At 56.5% G+C, this 15,874-nt stretch carries 16 protein-coding genes; 7 read left to right on the top strand and 9 right to left on the bottom strand.

Features of this window, described 5'->3' with window-relative positions; all coding sequences use genetic code 11:
• Positions 1–40 precede the first annotated feature (40 nt).
• From IM304_RS13455 to IM304_RS13415, 9 genes are read right to left on the bottom strand one after another with little or no spacing between them, the layout of a single operon-like run.
• Positions 41–982, bottom strand: coding sequence for a hypothetical protein (locus IM304_RS13455; RefSeq protein ID WP_193355388.1), 942 nt, complete (start codon positions 980–982; stop codon positions 41–43).
• A 27-nt stretch (positions 983–1,009) separates the two neighbouring features.
• A complete protein-coding gene (locus IM304_RS13450) occupies positions 1,010–2,431 on the bottom strand; it encodes a glycosyltransferase family 2 protein (RefSeq protein WP_193355389.1) in 1,422 nt (473 codons plus the stop codon).
• A gap of 5 nt (positions 2,432–2,436) precedes the next feature.
• The gene (gene fliJ, locus IM304_RS13445; protein ID WP_193355390.1) at positions 2,437–2,883 is read right to left on the bottom strand and encodes a flagellar export protein FliJ; all 447 of its coding nucleotides are present in this window, start codon (positions 2,881–2,883) and stop codon (positions 2,437–2,439) included.
• A 3-nt stretch (positions 2,884–2,886) separates the two neighbouring features.
• A complete protein-coding gene (gene fliI, locus IM304_RS13440; RefSeq protein ID WP_193355391.1) occupies positions 2,887–4,206 on the bottom strand; it encodes a flagellar protein export ATPase FliI in 1,320 nt (439 codons plus the stop codon).
• Positions 4,193–4,951, bottom strand: a complete 759-nt coding sequence (fliH, locus tag IM304_RS13435) for a flagellar assembly protein FliH (RefSeq protein WP_193355392.1) — start codon at positions 4,949–4,951, stop codon at positions 4,193–4,195. Before fliH ends, fliI begins: the two co-directional genes overlap by 14 nt.
• A gap of 3 nt (positions 4,952–4,954) precedes the next feature.
• Positions 4,955–5,980: a flagellar motor switch protein FliG gene (locus IM304_RS13430; RefSeq protein ID WP_148420453.1), complete on the bottom strand. Its 1,026-nt coding sequence runs from the start codon at positions 5,978–5,980 to the stop codon at positions 4,955–4,957.
• Entirely contained in the window at positions 5,949–7,628 is a 1,680-nt protein-coding gene (gene fliF / locus IM304_RS13425; protein WP_193355393.1) for a flagellar basal-body MS-ring/collar protein FliF, read from the bottom strand. The genes IM304_RS13430 and fliF overlap by 32 nt, the downstream gene beginning before the upstream one ends.
• Positions 7,629–7,638: 10 nt before the next feature.
• A complete protein-coding gene (locus IM304_RS13420) occupies positions 7,639–8,007 on the bottom strand; it encodes a flagellar hook-basal body complex protein FliE (RefSeq protein WP_193355394.1) in 369 nt (122 codons plus the stop codon).
• A gap of 19 nt (positions 8,008–8,026) precedes the next feature.
• Positions 8,027–9,055, bottom strand: a complete 1,029-nt coding sequence (locus IM304_RS13415) for a sigma-54-dependent Fis family transcriptional regulator (protein ID WP_193355395.1) — start codon at positions 9,053–9,055, stop codon at positions 8,027–8,029.
• 630 nt (positions 9,056–9,685) lie between these two features.
• Here IM304_RS13415 and IM304_RS13410 point away from each other — a divergent pair.
• The 7 genes from IM304_RS13410 to IM304_RS13380 are packed head-to-tail and all read left to right on the top strand — an operon-like array spanning position 9,686 to position 15,873.
• Positions 9,686–10,459, top strand: coding sequence for a FliM/FliN family flagellar motor C-terminal domain-containing protein (locus IM304_RS13410; protein WP_227009608.1), 774 nt, complete (start codon positions 9,686–9,688; stop codon positions 10,457–10,459).
• On the top strand, positions 10,452–10,850 hold the full coding sequence (gene fliN / locus IM304_RS13405; protein ID WP_148420448.1) for a flagellar motor switch protein FliN: 399 nt from the start codon (positions 10,452–10,454) through the stop codon (positions 10,848–10,850). The genes IM304_RS13410 and fliN overlap by 8 nt, the downstream gene beginning before the upstream one ends.
• Positions 10,847–11,602: a flagellar type III secretion system pore protein FliP gene (fliP, locus tag IM304_RS13400; protein WP_193355397.1), complete on the top strand. Its 756-nt coding sequence runs from the start codon at positions 10,847–10,849 to the stop codon at positions 11,600–11,602. The genes fliN and fliP overlap by 4 nt, the downstream gene beginning before the upstream one ends.
• Positions 11,603–11,604: 2 nt before the next feature.
• Complete coding sequence (gene fliQ / locus IM304_RS13395) at positions 11,605–11,877, top strand: flagellar biosynthesis protein FliQ (RefSeq protein ID WP_047347521.1); 273 nt, start codon at positions 11,605–11,607, stop codon at positions 11,875–11,877.
• Positions 11,878–11,883: 6 nt separating this feature from the next.
• Complete coding sequence (locus tag IM304_RS13390) at positions 11,884–12,657, top strand: flagellar biosynthetic protein FliR (protein WP_148420446.1); 774 nt, start codon at positions 11,884–11,886, stop codon at positions 12,655–12,657.
• Positions 12,657–13,784, top strand: a complete 1,128-nt coding sequence (gene flhB / locus IM304_RS13385; protein ID WP_193355398.1) for a flagellar biosynthesis protein FlhB — start codon at positions 12,657–12,659, stop codon at positions 13,782–13,784. The genes IM304_RS13390 and flhB overlap by 1 nt, the downstream gene beginning before the upstream one ends.
• Entirely contained in the window at positions 13,777–15,873 is a 2,097-nt protein-coding gene (locus IM304_RS13380; protein ID WP_148420444.1) for a flagellar biosynthesis protein FlhA, read from the top strand. The genes flhB and IM304_RS13380 overlap by 8 nt, the downstream gene beginning before the upstream one ends.
• The last annotated feature ends 1 nt before the right edge of the window (position 15,874 follow it).

Below are 15,874 nucleotides of genomic sequence, written 5' to 3'. Positions count from 1 at the left end.
CCTTTTCTTTTTTAGGAAGTAAGAAGAAATGCTGTTTAATTTACAACAGCGACAGCCCGCACAGCAGGCTGTAATCCGCCGTATTTGCCGCGTCGGTCGTAAATGGATTCTCCTGCTGCCAGCCGCGTAGCGCACCGATCAGCAACGCCGCGTCGTCCTGAGTAAACGCGCCCTGCTCGGCGCGCATGGCGCACAGCATTTTGAGGTGGAAGAACTGTCGCGCCAGCCCCAGCAGGGCTTCGCCATAGTTGCTGCAGTTCACGCCGGGAAATACATCGTTATACAGCGGATAAATCAACACATTGCGAAGGATGTGCGGCTGCTCGTTAAACAGGCTGATATCCGCCCATACCGCTTCCAGCGTTTGCAGACGTTCCGCCAGGCGCGAAGGCTGCATGATCGACAGCTCGCTCAGCTTCAGCGACATACCCATCTTCTCCACCATCGGCAGGTTGAGATTAAGGCGCAGAGTGCCCATCTCTTTCAGCGTGGCCACGCGGTTCTCAATAATCGGAGGCAGCATCGCGAATTGCTGCGTTAACACTCCCTGCTCCGCCAGCGCGGCCAGCTGTTCTCCCATATTTACCAGCAGTGCCGGGTCGCACTCACCGTTATCCCGATATTGCTGCGCTTTACTGAGCAGCACGCCAATGCTGTACAGACTCACTTCCAGCGCCAGCGCCGGATGAATGGCGAGGTTAACGCACTGCTGATTGAGGGTCTCGCTCCATGGAGAGAGCATCTCTTCGCCCTGCGCTGCCCTCTGCGTGGTGTGCAAAATAAACGCGTCCGGATTGAACAGCATCTCTTTGGCCGCCGTTTCACAAACGATATCCAGGCTCTCACGCTGCTGGTTTTTCATCTTCACGCTGATATGCGGCCAGCCCTCATCGCCGTTCCGGCAGGCCGGGCATTCACACGCGGTCTCGCGCGCATCAAAACGTGACACAAATTCAGGTTGGTAGTGTTCAGTCAGTTCCATGTTCGTTCTCTTTCGGGCTGTCGCGGGTTAACGGTGTTTACGGAAGAACCAGTGCGTACAGTCAACAGGCTCGCCGCTTTTGGGGTCCGGGTAGTGTTGCAGGAAGGCGAAGCTTGGGCTGAATCCCAGCCACAGCGCGTTTTTGCTCATTAATACCGCCCAGCAGCGATCGATGCTGACGTTCTGCTCCATCGCCTGACGATAGGCATCCAGCAGCACAGGGTAGTAATCGGCATTCACCGCACAGGCGCACGCGCAGCCCGCATTAAAGATACGTGCCACTCCTTTTAAAGATCGGGTTGGCGTAAAGTTTTCATAACGTCCACCCAGCAGCAGCACCTGCCAGTCCAGCTGGTCCAGTCCATCGAGCAGTTTGTTGACGTTCTGGATCGCATTCTCTTTTCTGACAAAGCGCAGCCCGGCATCCAGCAGCACCACGTTTTTCCAGCCCTGCTGTTGGGCATGGGACAGCACCTGCATATGGGTTGCCAATTCGGCGGCCTCCGGCGTTCCCGTCTGCACTTTTGCCACCGGCCAGATTTGTCCGGCTTCCACCCCCAGCGCCAGCAGCGCTTCACATCGCGTCGGCAGCGTTGCTTCCTGCTGCGGGTCATACAGAACGGCGATTTTCTCGAATACCGACCAGTTCACCCGCGTACTGAGCGGCGCGGTGCTAAGCCGGCGGTAGTGCGCCAGCAGGTTGGGATCGCTGACAAAGTCCTCCAGCGTAAGATCGACCGGCGTTGAGCTATCGAGAATGAAATCTTTGTCGTAGGTGTTGCTGCTGTGCGAAATACAGAGGATGGTTCGCTTCGGGTCAATCTGCTGCACCGGCGTGGTGAAATTATTCAGAAATCCCACCTCTTCCGCCTGCATCGCTTCATCATCATAACGATGATTTTTCAGGAGGTTACGATGATAGCCGAACGTGCCGTTCAGGGCGTGGCGGGCCCCGAAGGAGTGGGTCAGATAGATTTTATCCAGATGGCTGTACCAGATATAAATCTGGTCGCTGCCGGAAAACAGCGCCCGGTGGGTCTGCATCTGCGCCACCTGATGGGAAATCTTATCCGGCGCATAATAGTCATCATCATCGAAACAGATGATGTATTCACCCTTCGCCAGCGCGTTGAGCCGGTTACGTTTATTGCCCAGCGTCAGCCGCTCCGGGCTGTGGATATACCGTACGTTCGGCTGCGACGGATCGACCATCATATCGATGAGATCGGCGTTGCTGGCCGGCGAATCGTCGAGGATCACCAGTTCGCGCCTGTCCGCCGGGTAGTCCTGGTACTGCCAGATATAGAGTAAGTAAGGCAAAAACTCGCGGCGGTTGTAGGTCGGGCAGATAACGCTGACAAACGGCGTCGACCGCGGCTGCGAACGCTGCTGGCGCGCCAGCAGGGCTGAGATCAGGGAAGACTGAGTGTTTTTAGAGGTTGTGGTCATAACATTTATCGTTGGCGAGCGGCGGCCTGCCGTTGGCGCAGCCAGCACTGAACAGAAACAGAATCGGTTACTTTTTGATCGCGTCGGCTTAACGCCATCCGCTGGTCGCTGCGTTTGGCATCCAGCACCATCGCAAGGCTTTTTTCCCGCTTTGCTTCGGCCAGCAGGTTATCCTGAATCTTTGCCGCTTCCAGCGAAGCCAGCGCCTGCTCCTGCTTCTGCCAGTCGATAACCCGCTGAATATTTTGCTTATATTTTGACTGGTTGATCATCAGCACGGCGCTGTTCGCGCTCTGCGTGACGAGGCCTGATGCCAGCGAGGTCAATGCATCAATGTTCTTCTCAAAGCGCTGGCAGAGCTGTTTTTGCGAGGCCAGCTTTACGGTCAGGTCATCAACCGCGCGAGTACGCATCAGCTGTAGCTGTTCCAGTGTCGAAATGAGTTTGCTCATCGGTTATCCTGCCTGCGCCAGCGCACACAAATCCGTTACGGTGGCGTCAATCAACGCCGCGTCGTGCACTTCCTGCTGTAAGAAATGCGTGATGGCCGGAGAAAGGCGTACCGCCTTATCCGCCAGCGGATCGGCCCCCGCGACATAGCCGCCCAGCGGTATCAACGGCTTAATATTCTGGTATTCGGCGTACAGCTGCTTAAGGGTACGCGCGGCGAGCTGGTGCTCACGGGTCGTCACCTGGCTCATGCAGCGGCTGATCGACTGGCCGATGTCGATGGCCGGATAGTGCCCGGCCTCCGCCAGATGGCGCGACAACACGATATGTCCATCAAGCACCGCGCGCGCGCAGTCAACGATGGGATCCTGCTGATCGTCCCCCTCCGCCAGCACGGTATAAATCGCCGTCATCGATCCGTTACTCCCGCTGTTACCGGCGCTTTCGACCAGGCGGGGGATCATGCTGAACGCGGAGGGTGGATACCCTTTCGTTGCGGGCGGCTCGCCGAGCGAGAGGGCTATCTCGCGCTGGGCCATGGCGTAGCGGGTCAGGGAATCCACCAGCAGCAGCACATCTTTGCCCTTGTCGCGATAGTAACTGGCGATGGTATGGCACAGCTCGGTGGCCTTGATGCGCATCAGCGGCGACTCATCCGCCGGTGCGGCGACGATCACCGACTTTGCCAGGCCTTCAGCCTGGAGCGAATTCTCAATAAATTCTTTAACCTCACGTCCACGCTCGCCAATCAGCCCCACGACCACCACTTCGGCCTGGGTATAGCGGGTGATCATCCCCAGCAGGACGCTTTTACCCACCCCACTGCCCGCCATAAGCCCTACGCGCTGGCCTTTACCAACGGTCAGCAGGCCGTTGATCGCCCGCACGCCCACGTCCAGCGGTGTTTCAACCGGCTGCCGTCGGAGTGGGTGGATCTGCGGCAGCTGCTGTGGCAGCAGCGTGTCACCGGTCAGCTTGCCCTTATCGTCCAGCGGTTCACCGAGGCCGTTAACAACGCGGCCAAGCCACTGGTCACCCACCATCACCCCTTCGCTTTTACCGGCAGGGAAGACGCGCGCCCCGGCAATCAGTCCGGACGGCTGTTTGAACGGCATCAGGTAGGTAACCTCACGGTCAAATCCCACCACCTGGGCTTCCATCATCTCTTGCTCAACGCTTTCTACGTAGCACAACTGGCCTATCGCCAGTCGACAGCCCACGCACTCCAGCAGAATGCCGTTCACCCGCACCAGACGGCCCGCGACGCGTGCCAGGTCAATCTCTTCGATGGAGCGTAACGCCTGTTCGAAATCAAGGCTGCTCATGGGATGCGTCCGGCAACAGGTTGTCTTTCAGCACCGCCACGCACTGGTCGAGACGGTGCTGGCAGCCCACATCCATTTCGGTGGTTTCGGTGATCACGCGGCATTCGCCTGGCTCCAGCGCCGGGTCGGAGGTCAGCCCCCACTCACGCGCTTTTTCCGGCTCCGCTTCGCTGATGCGGCGGAACTCTTCGCTGTTCAGCACCACGCGCATCTGCTCTGGCGGCTGCGGCAGGCTGGTCAGCGCCTCTTCCACCAGCGCTAGCAGCTGGGTCGGGTGCAGCGCCAGCTCGCTGCGGATCACCTGGCGGGTTACTTTTTCCACCAGCTGCATTAACTCTTCACGACGGCGCTGTTCATAGCTTTCGAGGAAACGCTGCACGTCGGCGGTGAGGCGTTCAAACGGCGCCGCCGCCTCCAGAAACTGCTGGCGAGCCTGCTGCTTACCTTCCGTCAGGCCTTTGCGCATCCCTTCGTCAAAGCCGAGGCGCACCCCTTCCTGGTAGCCCTCCTGCTTGCCCTCTTCCATGCCCTGGGCAAAGCCCTGGTTCATGCCTTCGCGGAAGCCGGCTTCGCTCTGCCGCTGATGCTCGCCGGGATCCTGCATGACGGACGCCTCGCTCTCGCCGTCCGCGTGCGGCGTCGCCCGGCGTTTGCGCAGCGGTGGGAATTTATGCAGCCGGGGTTTAACCACCGCCTGACGCCGGGAGGTCAGTGCCTCGAGCGCGGGACTCCTTTTCTTGAACATGGTTTATTCCACCGTCTGTTCGGCGAAGAGCTGCACCTGAATCTCACCCTCTTCCACCAGCTGACGCAGGGTCTGCATAATCTCTTTTCGCACCTGCTCAATACGGCTGACCGGCACGGGACCCAGGCGGCTGGTGGTGCTTTGCAGCAGGGTCACCTGACGCTTCGGCATGACGTTGAAAATCGCCTGGCGCAGCACCGGCTCGGTGCCCTTCAGCGCCACGGCCCACTCTTCAATCGGCACTTCTTCCATCAGGCGCTGCAGCGTGGCTGGCGTCTGGCGGCTGAGAATGAAGAACTCGTACATTTCGTCCTGCAAATCGTCGACCACGCTTTCGTCGCGCTCGCGCAGCTGCTCCAGCAGCTCCTGCTGGTTGCTGGGAATACGGTTGACGATATTGGCGGCGTGCTTGATGCCCGCCACCTTAGAACCATGCTCCGAAAGCACCGCGATACCGCGATCGATCAGGCGATCGAGCTCGTCGATTACGTCGCGGTTGACATCGTCGAGCCGGGCAACGCGGTATATGATTTCATCCTGACGTTCGCGCGGCAGCACGCTCAGCACGCTGGCGGCGATGTCTGGCGGCAGGAAAGCGAGGAAAACCGCCTGCAGCTGCAGGTGCTCCTGATCGATCAGCGCCGCCAGCTGGGGAATATCAACCCACTGCAGGCGCGCCATGCGATAGCGGATCTCATCGCCGTAAATACCGTTAATGACGCTGCGGGCAATTTCACCCCCCAGCGCCTTTTCCAGAATGCTGCGCAGGTAGGAGCGCGACGCGCCGTTGATGCCGCTCTGCTCGCTGTAGTCGGAAAAGAAATTGTTCATCGCCTGACGCGCCTGGCTCACCTTCACGTCATGCAGACGCGCCATGGTTTCACTCAGCAAAACCACCTCTTCACGGGTGAGTTTCTGCATAACCTGCGCAGCGGCCTCTTCGCCCACGCTCATCAGCAAGATCGCCGCCTGCTCCAGGCGGCTACGCCCTTTGGCGTTACTGGTCCGGTTTGCTGTTGCTTCGGTCATTGCTGTTAATCCATTGTTTCAGAACTTCTGCCACGCGCTCTGTTTCGCTCTGGGCCAGAACCTGGAGATACTCCACCTTGGTTTCCAGGCCGGAGCTTTGCGGCGGCAGCAGATCGTCATTATTGTTAAAGCCCGCTTTCGACAGCGTGGAAAGCCCGTTTTCCGACACAGGAGAATCGTCTGTCAGCAGCATTGAATCGTCCTGCTCGACCGCGTTTACCACGCGCTCGCGGCGTCCCAATCGCTGGGCCAGCGGCCGCACGCCGAACAGCAGCGTCAGCAGAAGCAGCAGGCCAATACCGCCCTTCTGCGCCCAGTACTGCATATCCGGATCTTTCCACCATTTCCCGACTACCGGGTCCTGGCTGACCGGAGGGGTAAAGGTCAGCACGTCCAGGGTTAACGCATCACCGCGCTGTTTATCGATCCCGGCGGCGCTTTCCACCAGGCGGGTAATTGAGGTCAGCTGCTCGGGCGTGATCTTAGCCAGCGCGGGTGCGCTCTGGTTCAACGCCACGGCCACGCTCAGCTTCTCCAGCTTATAGCCGGGATAGCGGATATGGCGGATGTCGCGGTCGAACGCATACTTGCGCTGCTCCTGGCTACGGTTGCTCAGGGAACGCGGATCCCGGGTGGTTGTTTCCGTCGTATTCGTCGCGGCAGGCGCTGCCTGGCCCGCGGCCTGAGCCGCTGCCGCCTGTGGATTTTGGTTCACCGGACGGTTGCTTAGCGAGCCGGGGATACCAAACGCCATTTCGTTGGTGCTGTTTTCGTGGCTTATCTGCTCATCGCTCACGCGCGGATCTTTGCCCAGACGCTCCTGCGTCTCTTCAACGCGGCTCAAATCTACGGTCGGGGCAACGCTGATGCGGAAGTTCCCCTCGCCCACCAGGGAGGTCAACAGCGTGGTGATGTTCTTGCGGGTATCGTCGCGGATGTGCTGCACAACCTCGTTGCCGGGGCGTTTGCCCTCAGGGCCTTCAATACCGTCTGAGAGCAGGTTACCCGCCTGGTCAACCACGCGTACGCTGCCTGCGGCCATGCCCGGCACGGAGCCGGAGACCAGCTGCACAATCGAGGCCACCTGCTGTTCATCCAGCCGTTTGCCGTAGCGCAGCTGCACGATCACCGACGCGCTGCTGTTTGGCTTGTTGGTCAAAACAAACGAGCTGGACTCGCTCAGGCCGAGATGCACGCGGGCGTGTTCCACCGGATCCAGCGCCATGATGCTCTTCGCCAGCTCGCCTTCCAGGCTGCGCTTATAGCGCACGTTCTGAATGAACTGGCTGCTGCCGAGCATCTCTTCTTTATCCATCAGCTCGTAGCCGTCCGGCGTCGCGGCGCTAATACCTTTCGCCGCCAGCGCCATACGCGCCTGCGGCAGCTTACCTTCACTGACCAGGATCTGGCCGTTATCGGGGTTAACGCGATAAGGAATGTTTTCTGCACCCAGCACTTCCACCACCTGCGAAACAGGGATCTGTTCCTGCGCGCCGTACAGGGCTACATAGCCCTGATTGTGGTTCCACAGCGAGGCGACGATCCCGAGCGCCAGCACGGCGCCACCGGCAATCGCCAGCAGTTTAGGTGCGTTAGTGCCGGAGGGCAGAGAGAGAGCGGGGAGACGAGCTTTGATTTTGTTTAACACGGTACAAACCTTACAGCGAGATGTTCATCACTTCGTCCAGCGCGCTGTTGAGCTTATTGCGCACCTGCATCATGGCCGAAAAGGCCACGCTGGCTTTCTGGCTCTCAATCATTGCGCCGGCTAAGTCGTCGCTTTGCCCCATATCGATTGCGGTTTGCTTTGCGCTGGCGCTGTGCTGCAATGCATCGACGTTATTGATAGCGCTGTTCAGCACGCGCGCGAAAGAGACCGGCGCCGTACGGGTAAACGCGTCGCCGGCCGGCGCTATCGTGGGGGAAAGGTTAACCGCGCCGGAAGAGGCCAGCGAGGCCGTGCGCTGCATACGATCCAGAAGCGCCTGTTGCGCGCTGTTAATACCTGCGGCAGCTATTTTGTCCATGATTTTTTCCTTTCTGGCCTCAGGAATAACATTCAATATCAATACCTTCGTCACGCATGGACGCAAGGCGATAACGCAGCGCGCGAGGCGTAATGCCAAGAAACGCTGCCGTTTTAGATTTGTTGCCTTTGTGGCGTTTTAACAGGTCGATGATGTACTGATATTCCGCCATGCGGCCGTGCAGCTTAACGTCGCGTATGGCTGAGCTGTTGTCCTGCTCCCGATAGGCGGGCATCACCCCGACAGCCGGGTTTGCCGGCAGGGGTGCGCACGCAACCAGCCCGAGATCGGCGGCTTTGATTTCATCACCGTTGCCGAGGATCATGCCCCGCTGGATCACGTTCTCAAGTTCACGCACGTTGCCCGGCCAGTCATAGTTCAGCAGCGCGTGGCGGGCATCGTCGCTCAGACGAACATTGCCCTTGTGGAAGGCGCGATATTTGGTAATAAAACGCTGAACCAACGGCAAAATATCCTGCTTGCGTTCGCGCAGCGGCGTAATATGGATCGGCACGACCGAAATACGGTAAAACAGATCCTGACGAAAACGGCCTTCGGCGATTTCCTGTTGCAGATCTTTATTGGTGGAGGCAATCAGACGAATATCGAGAGGGATACGCTTATGGCTTCCCAGACGTTCAACTTCCTGCTCCTGCAATACGCGTAATAACTTTGCCTGTAGTGCTAAAGGCATATCGCCAATTTCATCCAGCAGCAGCGTTCCGCCATTAGCCTGCTCGAATTTTCCGGCCACGCTGGCGACCGCCCCGGTAAAAGCCCCTTTTTCATAGCCGAATAAAATGGCTTCCAGCATGCTTTCCGGGATCGCGGCACAATTAACGCCAACATACGGCGCACCATTGGCGCAGGCATGCTCATGAATATATTTGGCGACGCACTCTTTACCTGTTCCCGTCTCGCCGGTGACCAAGACTGACACATTATATTTAGCAACGCGGCGGGCTAATGACATCACACCCACACTGGCAGGGGAAACGGCAATAAACCCTTCTCCATTACGGTCTTCACGTTCAATGATAATGTTCATGCTGGAGTACCATTAAAAGAACTTAAAAACAAGAATTCGCCACACCTTTATTAACATCCACAATTGTCCTTCCATTGCAGGATGGATAATTAAAACGTTTAAATAATGTTAAAAAAGATTAGAACTTAGATTTATTATCCCGAGGAAAGGAATCTTCCTGGAAAATATGTTGCCTAGTATACGCACCGCCTAAGAATTGTCTTATCTTTAATGCATATTAAAAAATTAACCATTTAAAATCATGTAGTTATGAATAACATTAATCTAGTTCCAACCGGAAAAATAATGGATTAATAAACCACGCACTCTTGCAATAAAATGAAGAGAAAGGTCTAATTCTCAGCCTGAATAAAAAGGCATATGGGTTTTCGACAGGCAACGCGCCTTTGGTGCCAGTGATAAGCGTCACAACGATTTCAAAACTCAAATGCTGGCAGAAGAAATTTTCGTGATGGGTCATACAGGTCTTCACCCTTACGTTATGGTCATACCAGGAATTGTTATCAAAGCGGAATAAACATGTACCCTGCTTCAGAACGAATCAGAATCCACCAGCAGAATAACCTTCCTGATCTGGTAAAGCTTGATGTGAGTAAACTCGGCCGACCATGGCATAAGCTACCTAAGTTAATGAATGATAGCTTTGATATTCTTGATGCGCGCCTGAGCATTTACTTTCTGAAAAAACTACGGGTTAATGCCGCGCTGGAATCAATGACCTTTGTCATTGATAAGCATTATAAGAATGCACAAATATTCTCTACGCCTTACGGGAATATCGGTTTTGTTATTGACCGTATTTTATTACTTAACGTGCTTCATGATTATTACGGCCTGAGTAAAGATACCAATCAGATAGCGCCCGATGAGTCATTACCGATAACCAAAACGGAAGAACGCCTTAAAAGTAAGCTGGGGCAAGAGCTCACGTCGCTGATTATCTGCAAAGAAACCTTTGGCGAAGATCTGGATATCAAGGTGGATTATTCCGCCGTCATTAATCAGTGGACCTGGGGCATCACCTTTACTCTGGCCGGCTATAGCCACGGCAGTTTTACCGTCCTGCTGGACAATCATCACGTCGATCAGATGCTCGCCACGCTGCGCACGCCGGATCATCACGCGCGGGCCACTGAGAAAAGCGTGACCCTAAGCCCGGCCCAGATCGAACGCCTGTTCGACAGCCTGCCGCTGAAGCTGACCGGCCGCCTCGCCAGCCTGAACCTGACCGTCGCGCAGATTGCCGACATCAAACCCGGGGACATTATTCCGATCGCAATTAACGAACCGGTGCCGGTTTTTATCGGTAAAGAACAGATTTTTGAAGCCGCAATCGCCGAAGATCGCAGCAAGCTTTTCTTATGCGATATCCATGACAAGACAACCGAGAAGCACTATGAGTGATTTGCAACATGAGCTGAGCCAGTCTCTGGACCTGGACGACCTGAACCTGAGCGATATGCCGCAGGAAGAGACCGTTGAAGGCAATATCCGCCTTGATATTCAGCCTGAAATCCGCCATGCGCCACAAACCGACGAACGCCGCATGGCGCTGTTCAGCCGCATTCCGGTCACGCTTACCCTGGAAGTATCCTCCGTGGATATCTCGCTGGCTGAACTGATGTCGGTGAATAGCGATTCCGTGATCGAGCTGGACAAAATGGCCGGTGAGCCGCTGGATATTAAAGTGAACGGCATTGCCTTCGGCAAAGCGGAAGTGGTGGTCCTGAACGACAAATACGGCCTGCGCATTATCGAGTTCAATGCAAAAGAACTGGGCGAGCTCACCCGATGAACCGCACGTTTTACCGCAACGGCTTGACGCTGCTGCTGGTGGCTGGCCTGCTGTTTGCTCCACCCGCTCTGGCGGCTAATGGCGATATCACGCTGTTTAGCACTACGGCGAACGGCGCAGGACAGGATTACAATGTCAAAATTGAAATCCTCATTCTGATGACCCTGCTCGGCCTGCTGCCGATCATGGTGCTGATGATGACCTGCTTTACCCGCTTTATCATCGTGCTGGCGATCCTGCGTCAGGCGCTGGGCCTGCAGCAGAGTCCGCCCAACAAGATCCTTACCGGCATTGCGCTGGCCCTGACGCTGCTGGTGATGCGTCCGGTTTGGACCACGATTTACGCCGATGCCGTCGAGCCGTTCCAGAATGACCAGATCACCCTTAAGCAGGCGCTGGTTAACGCCGAAGCGCCGCTGAAGAAGTACATGCTGGCACAAACTAACACCAAAGCGATGGCGCAGATCATGACCATCGCCGGGGTTGAAGGCGATGCCCGCGAGCAGGATTTGACCATCGTCACCCCGGCCTATCTGCTGAGCGAGCTTAAAACGGCCTTCCAGATCGGCTTTATGATCTACATCCCTTTCCTGGTTATCGACCTGATCGTCGCCAGTATCCTGATGGCGATGGGGATGATGATGCTGTCGCCGCTTATCGTCTCGCTGCCGTTTAAGCTGATGCTGTTCGTGCTGTGCGACGGCTGGACGCTTATCGTCGGCACGCTCACCTCCAGCGTGCAGGGGCTGTAGCGATGATGAACATGGACACGGCGGGCGACATCATGGCCTCCGGCATCCACCTGGTGCTGGTGATCTCCGCCGTGGCGATTATTCCCAGCCTGATTGTCGGCCTGTGCGTCAGTATTTTTCAGGCCACGACCCAGATTAACGAACAGACGCTGAGCTTCCTGCCGCGGCTGGTCGTGACGCTGGGCGTACTGATTTTTGCCGGAAAATGGATGCTGACCCAGCTGGTAGATTTTACCGTCCAGATTTTTCATCAGGCGGCGGCGCTGGTGGGTTAACGCGTAATGGGAATCGATATTCAGGCGCTGTTGACGCCGATAATGGCGCTGGTTCTGCCCTTCTTCCGCATTCTCGCCTTTTTACAATTTGCGCCGGTACTCGATAACCGCGTCTTTTCACGACGCATCAAAATCGGGACCGCGCTGGCGCTGGCCATCATCATTACGCCTATGCTGCACCACAACGTGGTGCTTAACGAACTGCTATCCATGCGCAGCATACTGCTGATTGGCGAACAGCTGCTGTGGGGATTTCTCTTCGCTACGGGGCTGCAGCTGGTATTCGTCGCGCTACAGACGGCGGGGCATATTCTGTCGATGAATATGGGGCTCGGGATGGCGATGATGAACGACCCCGTTAACGGCAGCTCCACCACGGTTATCTCGCAAATTATCTATATCTTCTGCGGACTGCTGTTTTTCATTATGGACGGCCATTTATTGCTGGTCACCATTCTGTTCAAAGGCTTCAGCTACTGGCCCATCGGACAGGCCATTAACCAGCCGTCGCTGATGCTGGTCGTGCAGGGGCTGGGCTGGATTATGGCCTCCGCCACGCTGATTGCGCTGCCAACCACCTTCGTGATGCTGATCGTCCAGGGCGGATTCGGCCTGCTCAACCGGGTGTCGCCGACGCTTAACCTGTTCTCCCTTGGTTTCCCTATCAGCATGCTGTTTGGGCTGCTGTGTATCTCAATGCTGGTGACCAACATTCCGGATCACTACCTCAATCTGACCAATGAAATTCTGGCGAAACTTGACGCCATAAGGGTTCAGTAATGGCCTCTGGCGGCGATAAGAGCGAAAAACCTACCCCCGGGAAGCTGCGCAAAGCGCGGGAAAAGGGTGACATTCCCCGCTCAAAAGATTTGACGATGGCGGTCGGCCTGCTGGCGTCCTTTTTCACTCTGTCGGCGTTTTTACCTTATTACCACCAGCTCATCGGCGAGTCATTCGCCGCCGCCAGCACAATGGCGCAAGACCTCGATAACCCGACCATTCTGAACCAGTTTCTGATGCTCAATCTGAGCGTATTGCTGCGTTTTATCGCCACGCTAACCCCCATTCCGCTGGCCTGCATCGTCGCCAGCCTGGTGCCGGGCGGCTGGTTATTTACGCCAGTGAAGCTCAAGCCGGACTTTAAAAAACTCAGCCCCATAAGCGGCGTCAAGCGTATGTTTTCCGCCAGCCATTACACGGAAGTCGGCAAAATGCTGCTGAAATGCGCCACTATTCTGGCCGTACTTTACACCATGGTTCATAGCCAGATGAGCGAGCTGCTGCACCTGCAACGGCTGTATCTGAACCAGGCAATTGGCTATGGATTCACCATTTTCCATCACGTTGTCAGCTACTTTGTCGCCGTTATCGTCATTTTCGCCCTGCTTGACGTGCCCCTTAGCAAATTCATGTTTACCAAAAAGATGCGCATGACTAAGCAAGAGGTGAAAGAGGAGTACAAAAATAATGACGGGAACCCGCAGATTAAGGGGCGAATTCGCCAGCTACAGCGCCAGATGGCGATGGGACAGATTTCGCGCACCGTGCCCACCGCCGACGTCATTATCACTAACCCGACCCACTACGCGGTGGCATTGAAGTACGACCCGCAGAAGGCAGAAGCGCCCTACATCGTCGCTAAGGGGATTGATGACGTAGCGCTGTGGATCCGTGAAGTGGGAGCCAGTCACAGCATCGAAGTGGTGGAGTTCCCGCCGCTGGCGCGCGCGGTGTACTACACCACCCGGGTGAATCAACAAATTCCGGCGCAGCTGTTTCGCGCCATCGCTCACGTGCTGACCTACGTCATGCAGCTCAAATCCTGGCGCGAAGGCCGCGTTGAGCAAAAACCCCGCCTGAACAGGCAAATAGATATTCCTCAAGAGGTATTAAAATCCAATGGATAACAGTAAGTTGCACAACGTGCTGAGCGTGCTCCGCAAGGGGCAAGTCGCGGTACCTGTCCTGCTTCTCTGCGTGCTGGCGATGGTTATCCTGCCGCTGTCGCCGCTGATGCTGGACATCCTGTTTACGTTCAATATCGTGCTGGCGGTCATCGTGCTGCTGGTGGCGGTAAACATGCAGCGCCCACTGGATTTTGCCGTTTTCCCGACCCTGCTGCTGATCACCACGCTGATGCGCCTGACGCTGAACGTGGCGTCGACGCGCGTCGTGCTGCTGAACGGTCATCTGGGCGAGGGGGCGGCCGGTAAGGTGATCGAGGCCTTCGGCCAGGTGGTGATTGGCGGCGATTTCGTCGTCGGCTTCGTCGTATTTATCATCCTGATGATCATTAACTTCGTGGTGGTCACCAAAGGGGCGGAACGTATTTCAGAAGTCTCCGCGCGCTTTACGCTGGACGCGCTGCCGGGCAAACAGATGGCGATTGACGCCGACATGAATGCCGGGCTTATCAATCAGCAGCAGGCACGGAACCGTCGACAGGAGGTGGCGAAGGAAGCAGACTTCTACGGCGCGATGGACGGTGCGTCGAAGTTCGTTCGCGGCGACGCCATCGCCGGGATTATGGTGCTGATCATCAACGTGATCGGCGGTATCTGTATCGGTATCTTTAAATACGATCTCGACGCCAGCCACGCCTTCCGCCAGTACGTGCTGCTGACGATTGGTGACGGCCTGGTCGCCCAAATCCCGTCGCTGCTGCTGGCAACCGCTGCCGCCATCATCGTTACCCGCGTCAGTGAAGGTAACGACATCAGCGATGAAATTAAAAGCCAGCTGCTCTCCAGACCGAGGGTGCTTTACACCGCCGCGTTCGTCATGTTTATTCTTGCGATCGTGCCGGGGATGCCCCACGTTGCCTTCCTGAGCTTTACGGCGCTGCTGCTGTTTGCCGCCTGGCGACAAAGCAAAGCAGTGCAGCCTGCGCCAAAAGAGACGGATATGGAGGCGATTGGCGACGCGCTGGCACCCGACGCCAACCCGCCGATTACCTGGGACAGCATTCCGCTCGTGGAACCGATTGGCCTGAACCTCGGCTATAAGCTGGTCTCTATGGTCGATGAATCCAAAGGCAGCCCGCTATCGCTGCGCGTGCGCGGGGTTCGTCAGGTGATCTCCGAACTGTGCGGCGTGCTTTTGCCCGAAATCCGCATCCGCGAAAATTTCCGCCTCAAGCCTGCTCAGTACGCTATTCACATTAACGGCATCCGCACGGCGATGGGGGACGTTAACGCCGAAAAGCTGATGGCCATACCCGGAACAGAGCTTTATGGGGAAATCGATGGGGTGCTGGACACCGATCCGGCCTACGGTATGGCAATTGTATGGATTGACCCGGAGCAGAAGGCTAAAGCGCTGAATCTGGGCTACCAGGTCGTCGACTGCGCAAGCGTAGTGGCTACGCATATTAATAAAGTTGCCCGTGAACATCTGCCGGAGCTGTTTAATTACGATGACATCACCCATCTGCATGCCCGCCTGGCACAGCAGGCGCCGAAGCTGGCAGAAGATTTAAACGCCGCGCTAAACTATAGTCAGCTGCTGCGCATTTACCGCCAGCTGCTGCTGGAGCAGGTGTCGCTCAAGGATATTGTCACCATCGCCTCGACGCTACTTGAAAGCTCGGCGGTTACCAAAGATCCGATATTACTTACGTCAGACGTGCGTTACGCGCTGCGTCGCGCCATCGTCCACAGCATCAATGGCGATCGTCCGCAGCTTGCGGCCTACACCATTGATAGCCAGCTGGAAAATATGCTGTTGAGCGCGCTCAACCAGGCTCAGCAGGCAGGAAAAGTGGCGCTGGACAGCTTCCCGGTCGATCCAAACATTCTGACGCAGCTGCAAAATACGATGCCGATGATTTACGAGCAGATGAAAGCGAAAGGCCTGCCGCCGCTGCTGCTGGTCACCCCGCAGCTGCGTCCGGTCATTTCACGTTACGGCAGATTGTTTGCCAGCGGCCTACACGTGCTTTCCTATAATGAAGTGCCGGACGACGCCGATCTGAACGTGGTGGGAACCCTCGCCTGAT

The organism is Enterobacter cloacae complex sp. P40C2 (assembly GCF_014930695.1).
In the GTDB taxonomy this organism is placed as follows: Bacteria; Pseudomonadota; Gammaproteobacteria; order Enterobacterales; family Enterobacteriaceae; genus Enterobacter; species Enterobacter pasteurii.
This window is presented reverse-complemented; position numbering and strand designations above follow the sequence as displayed.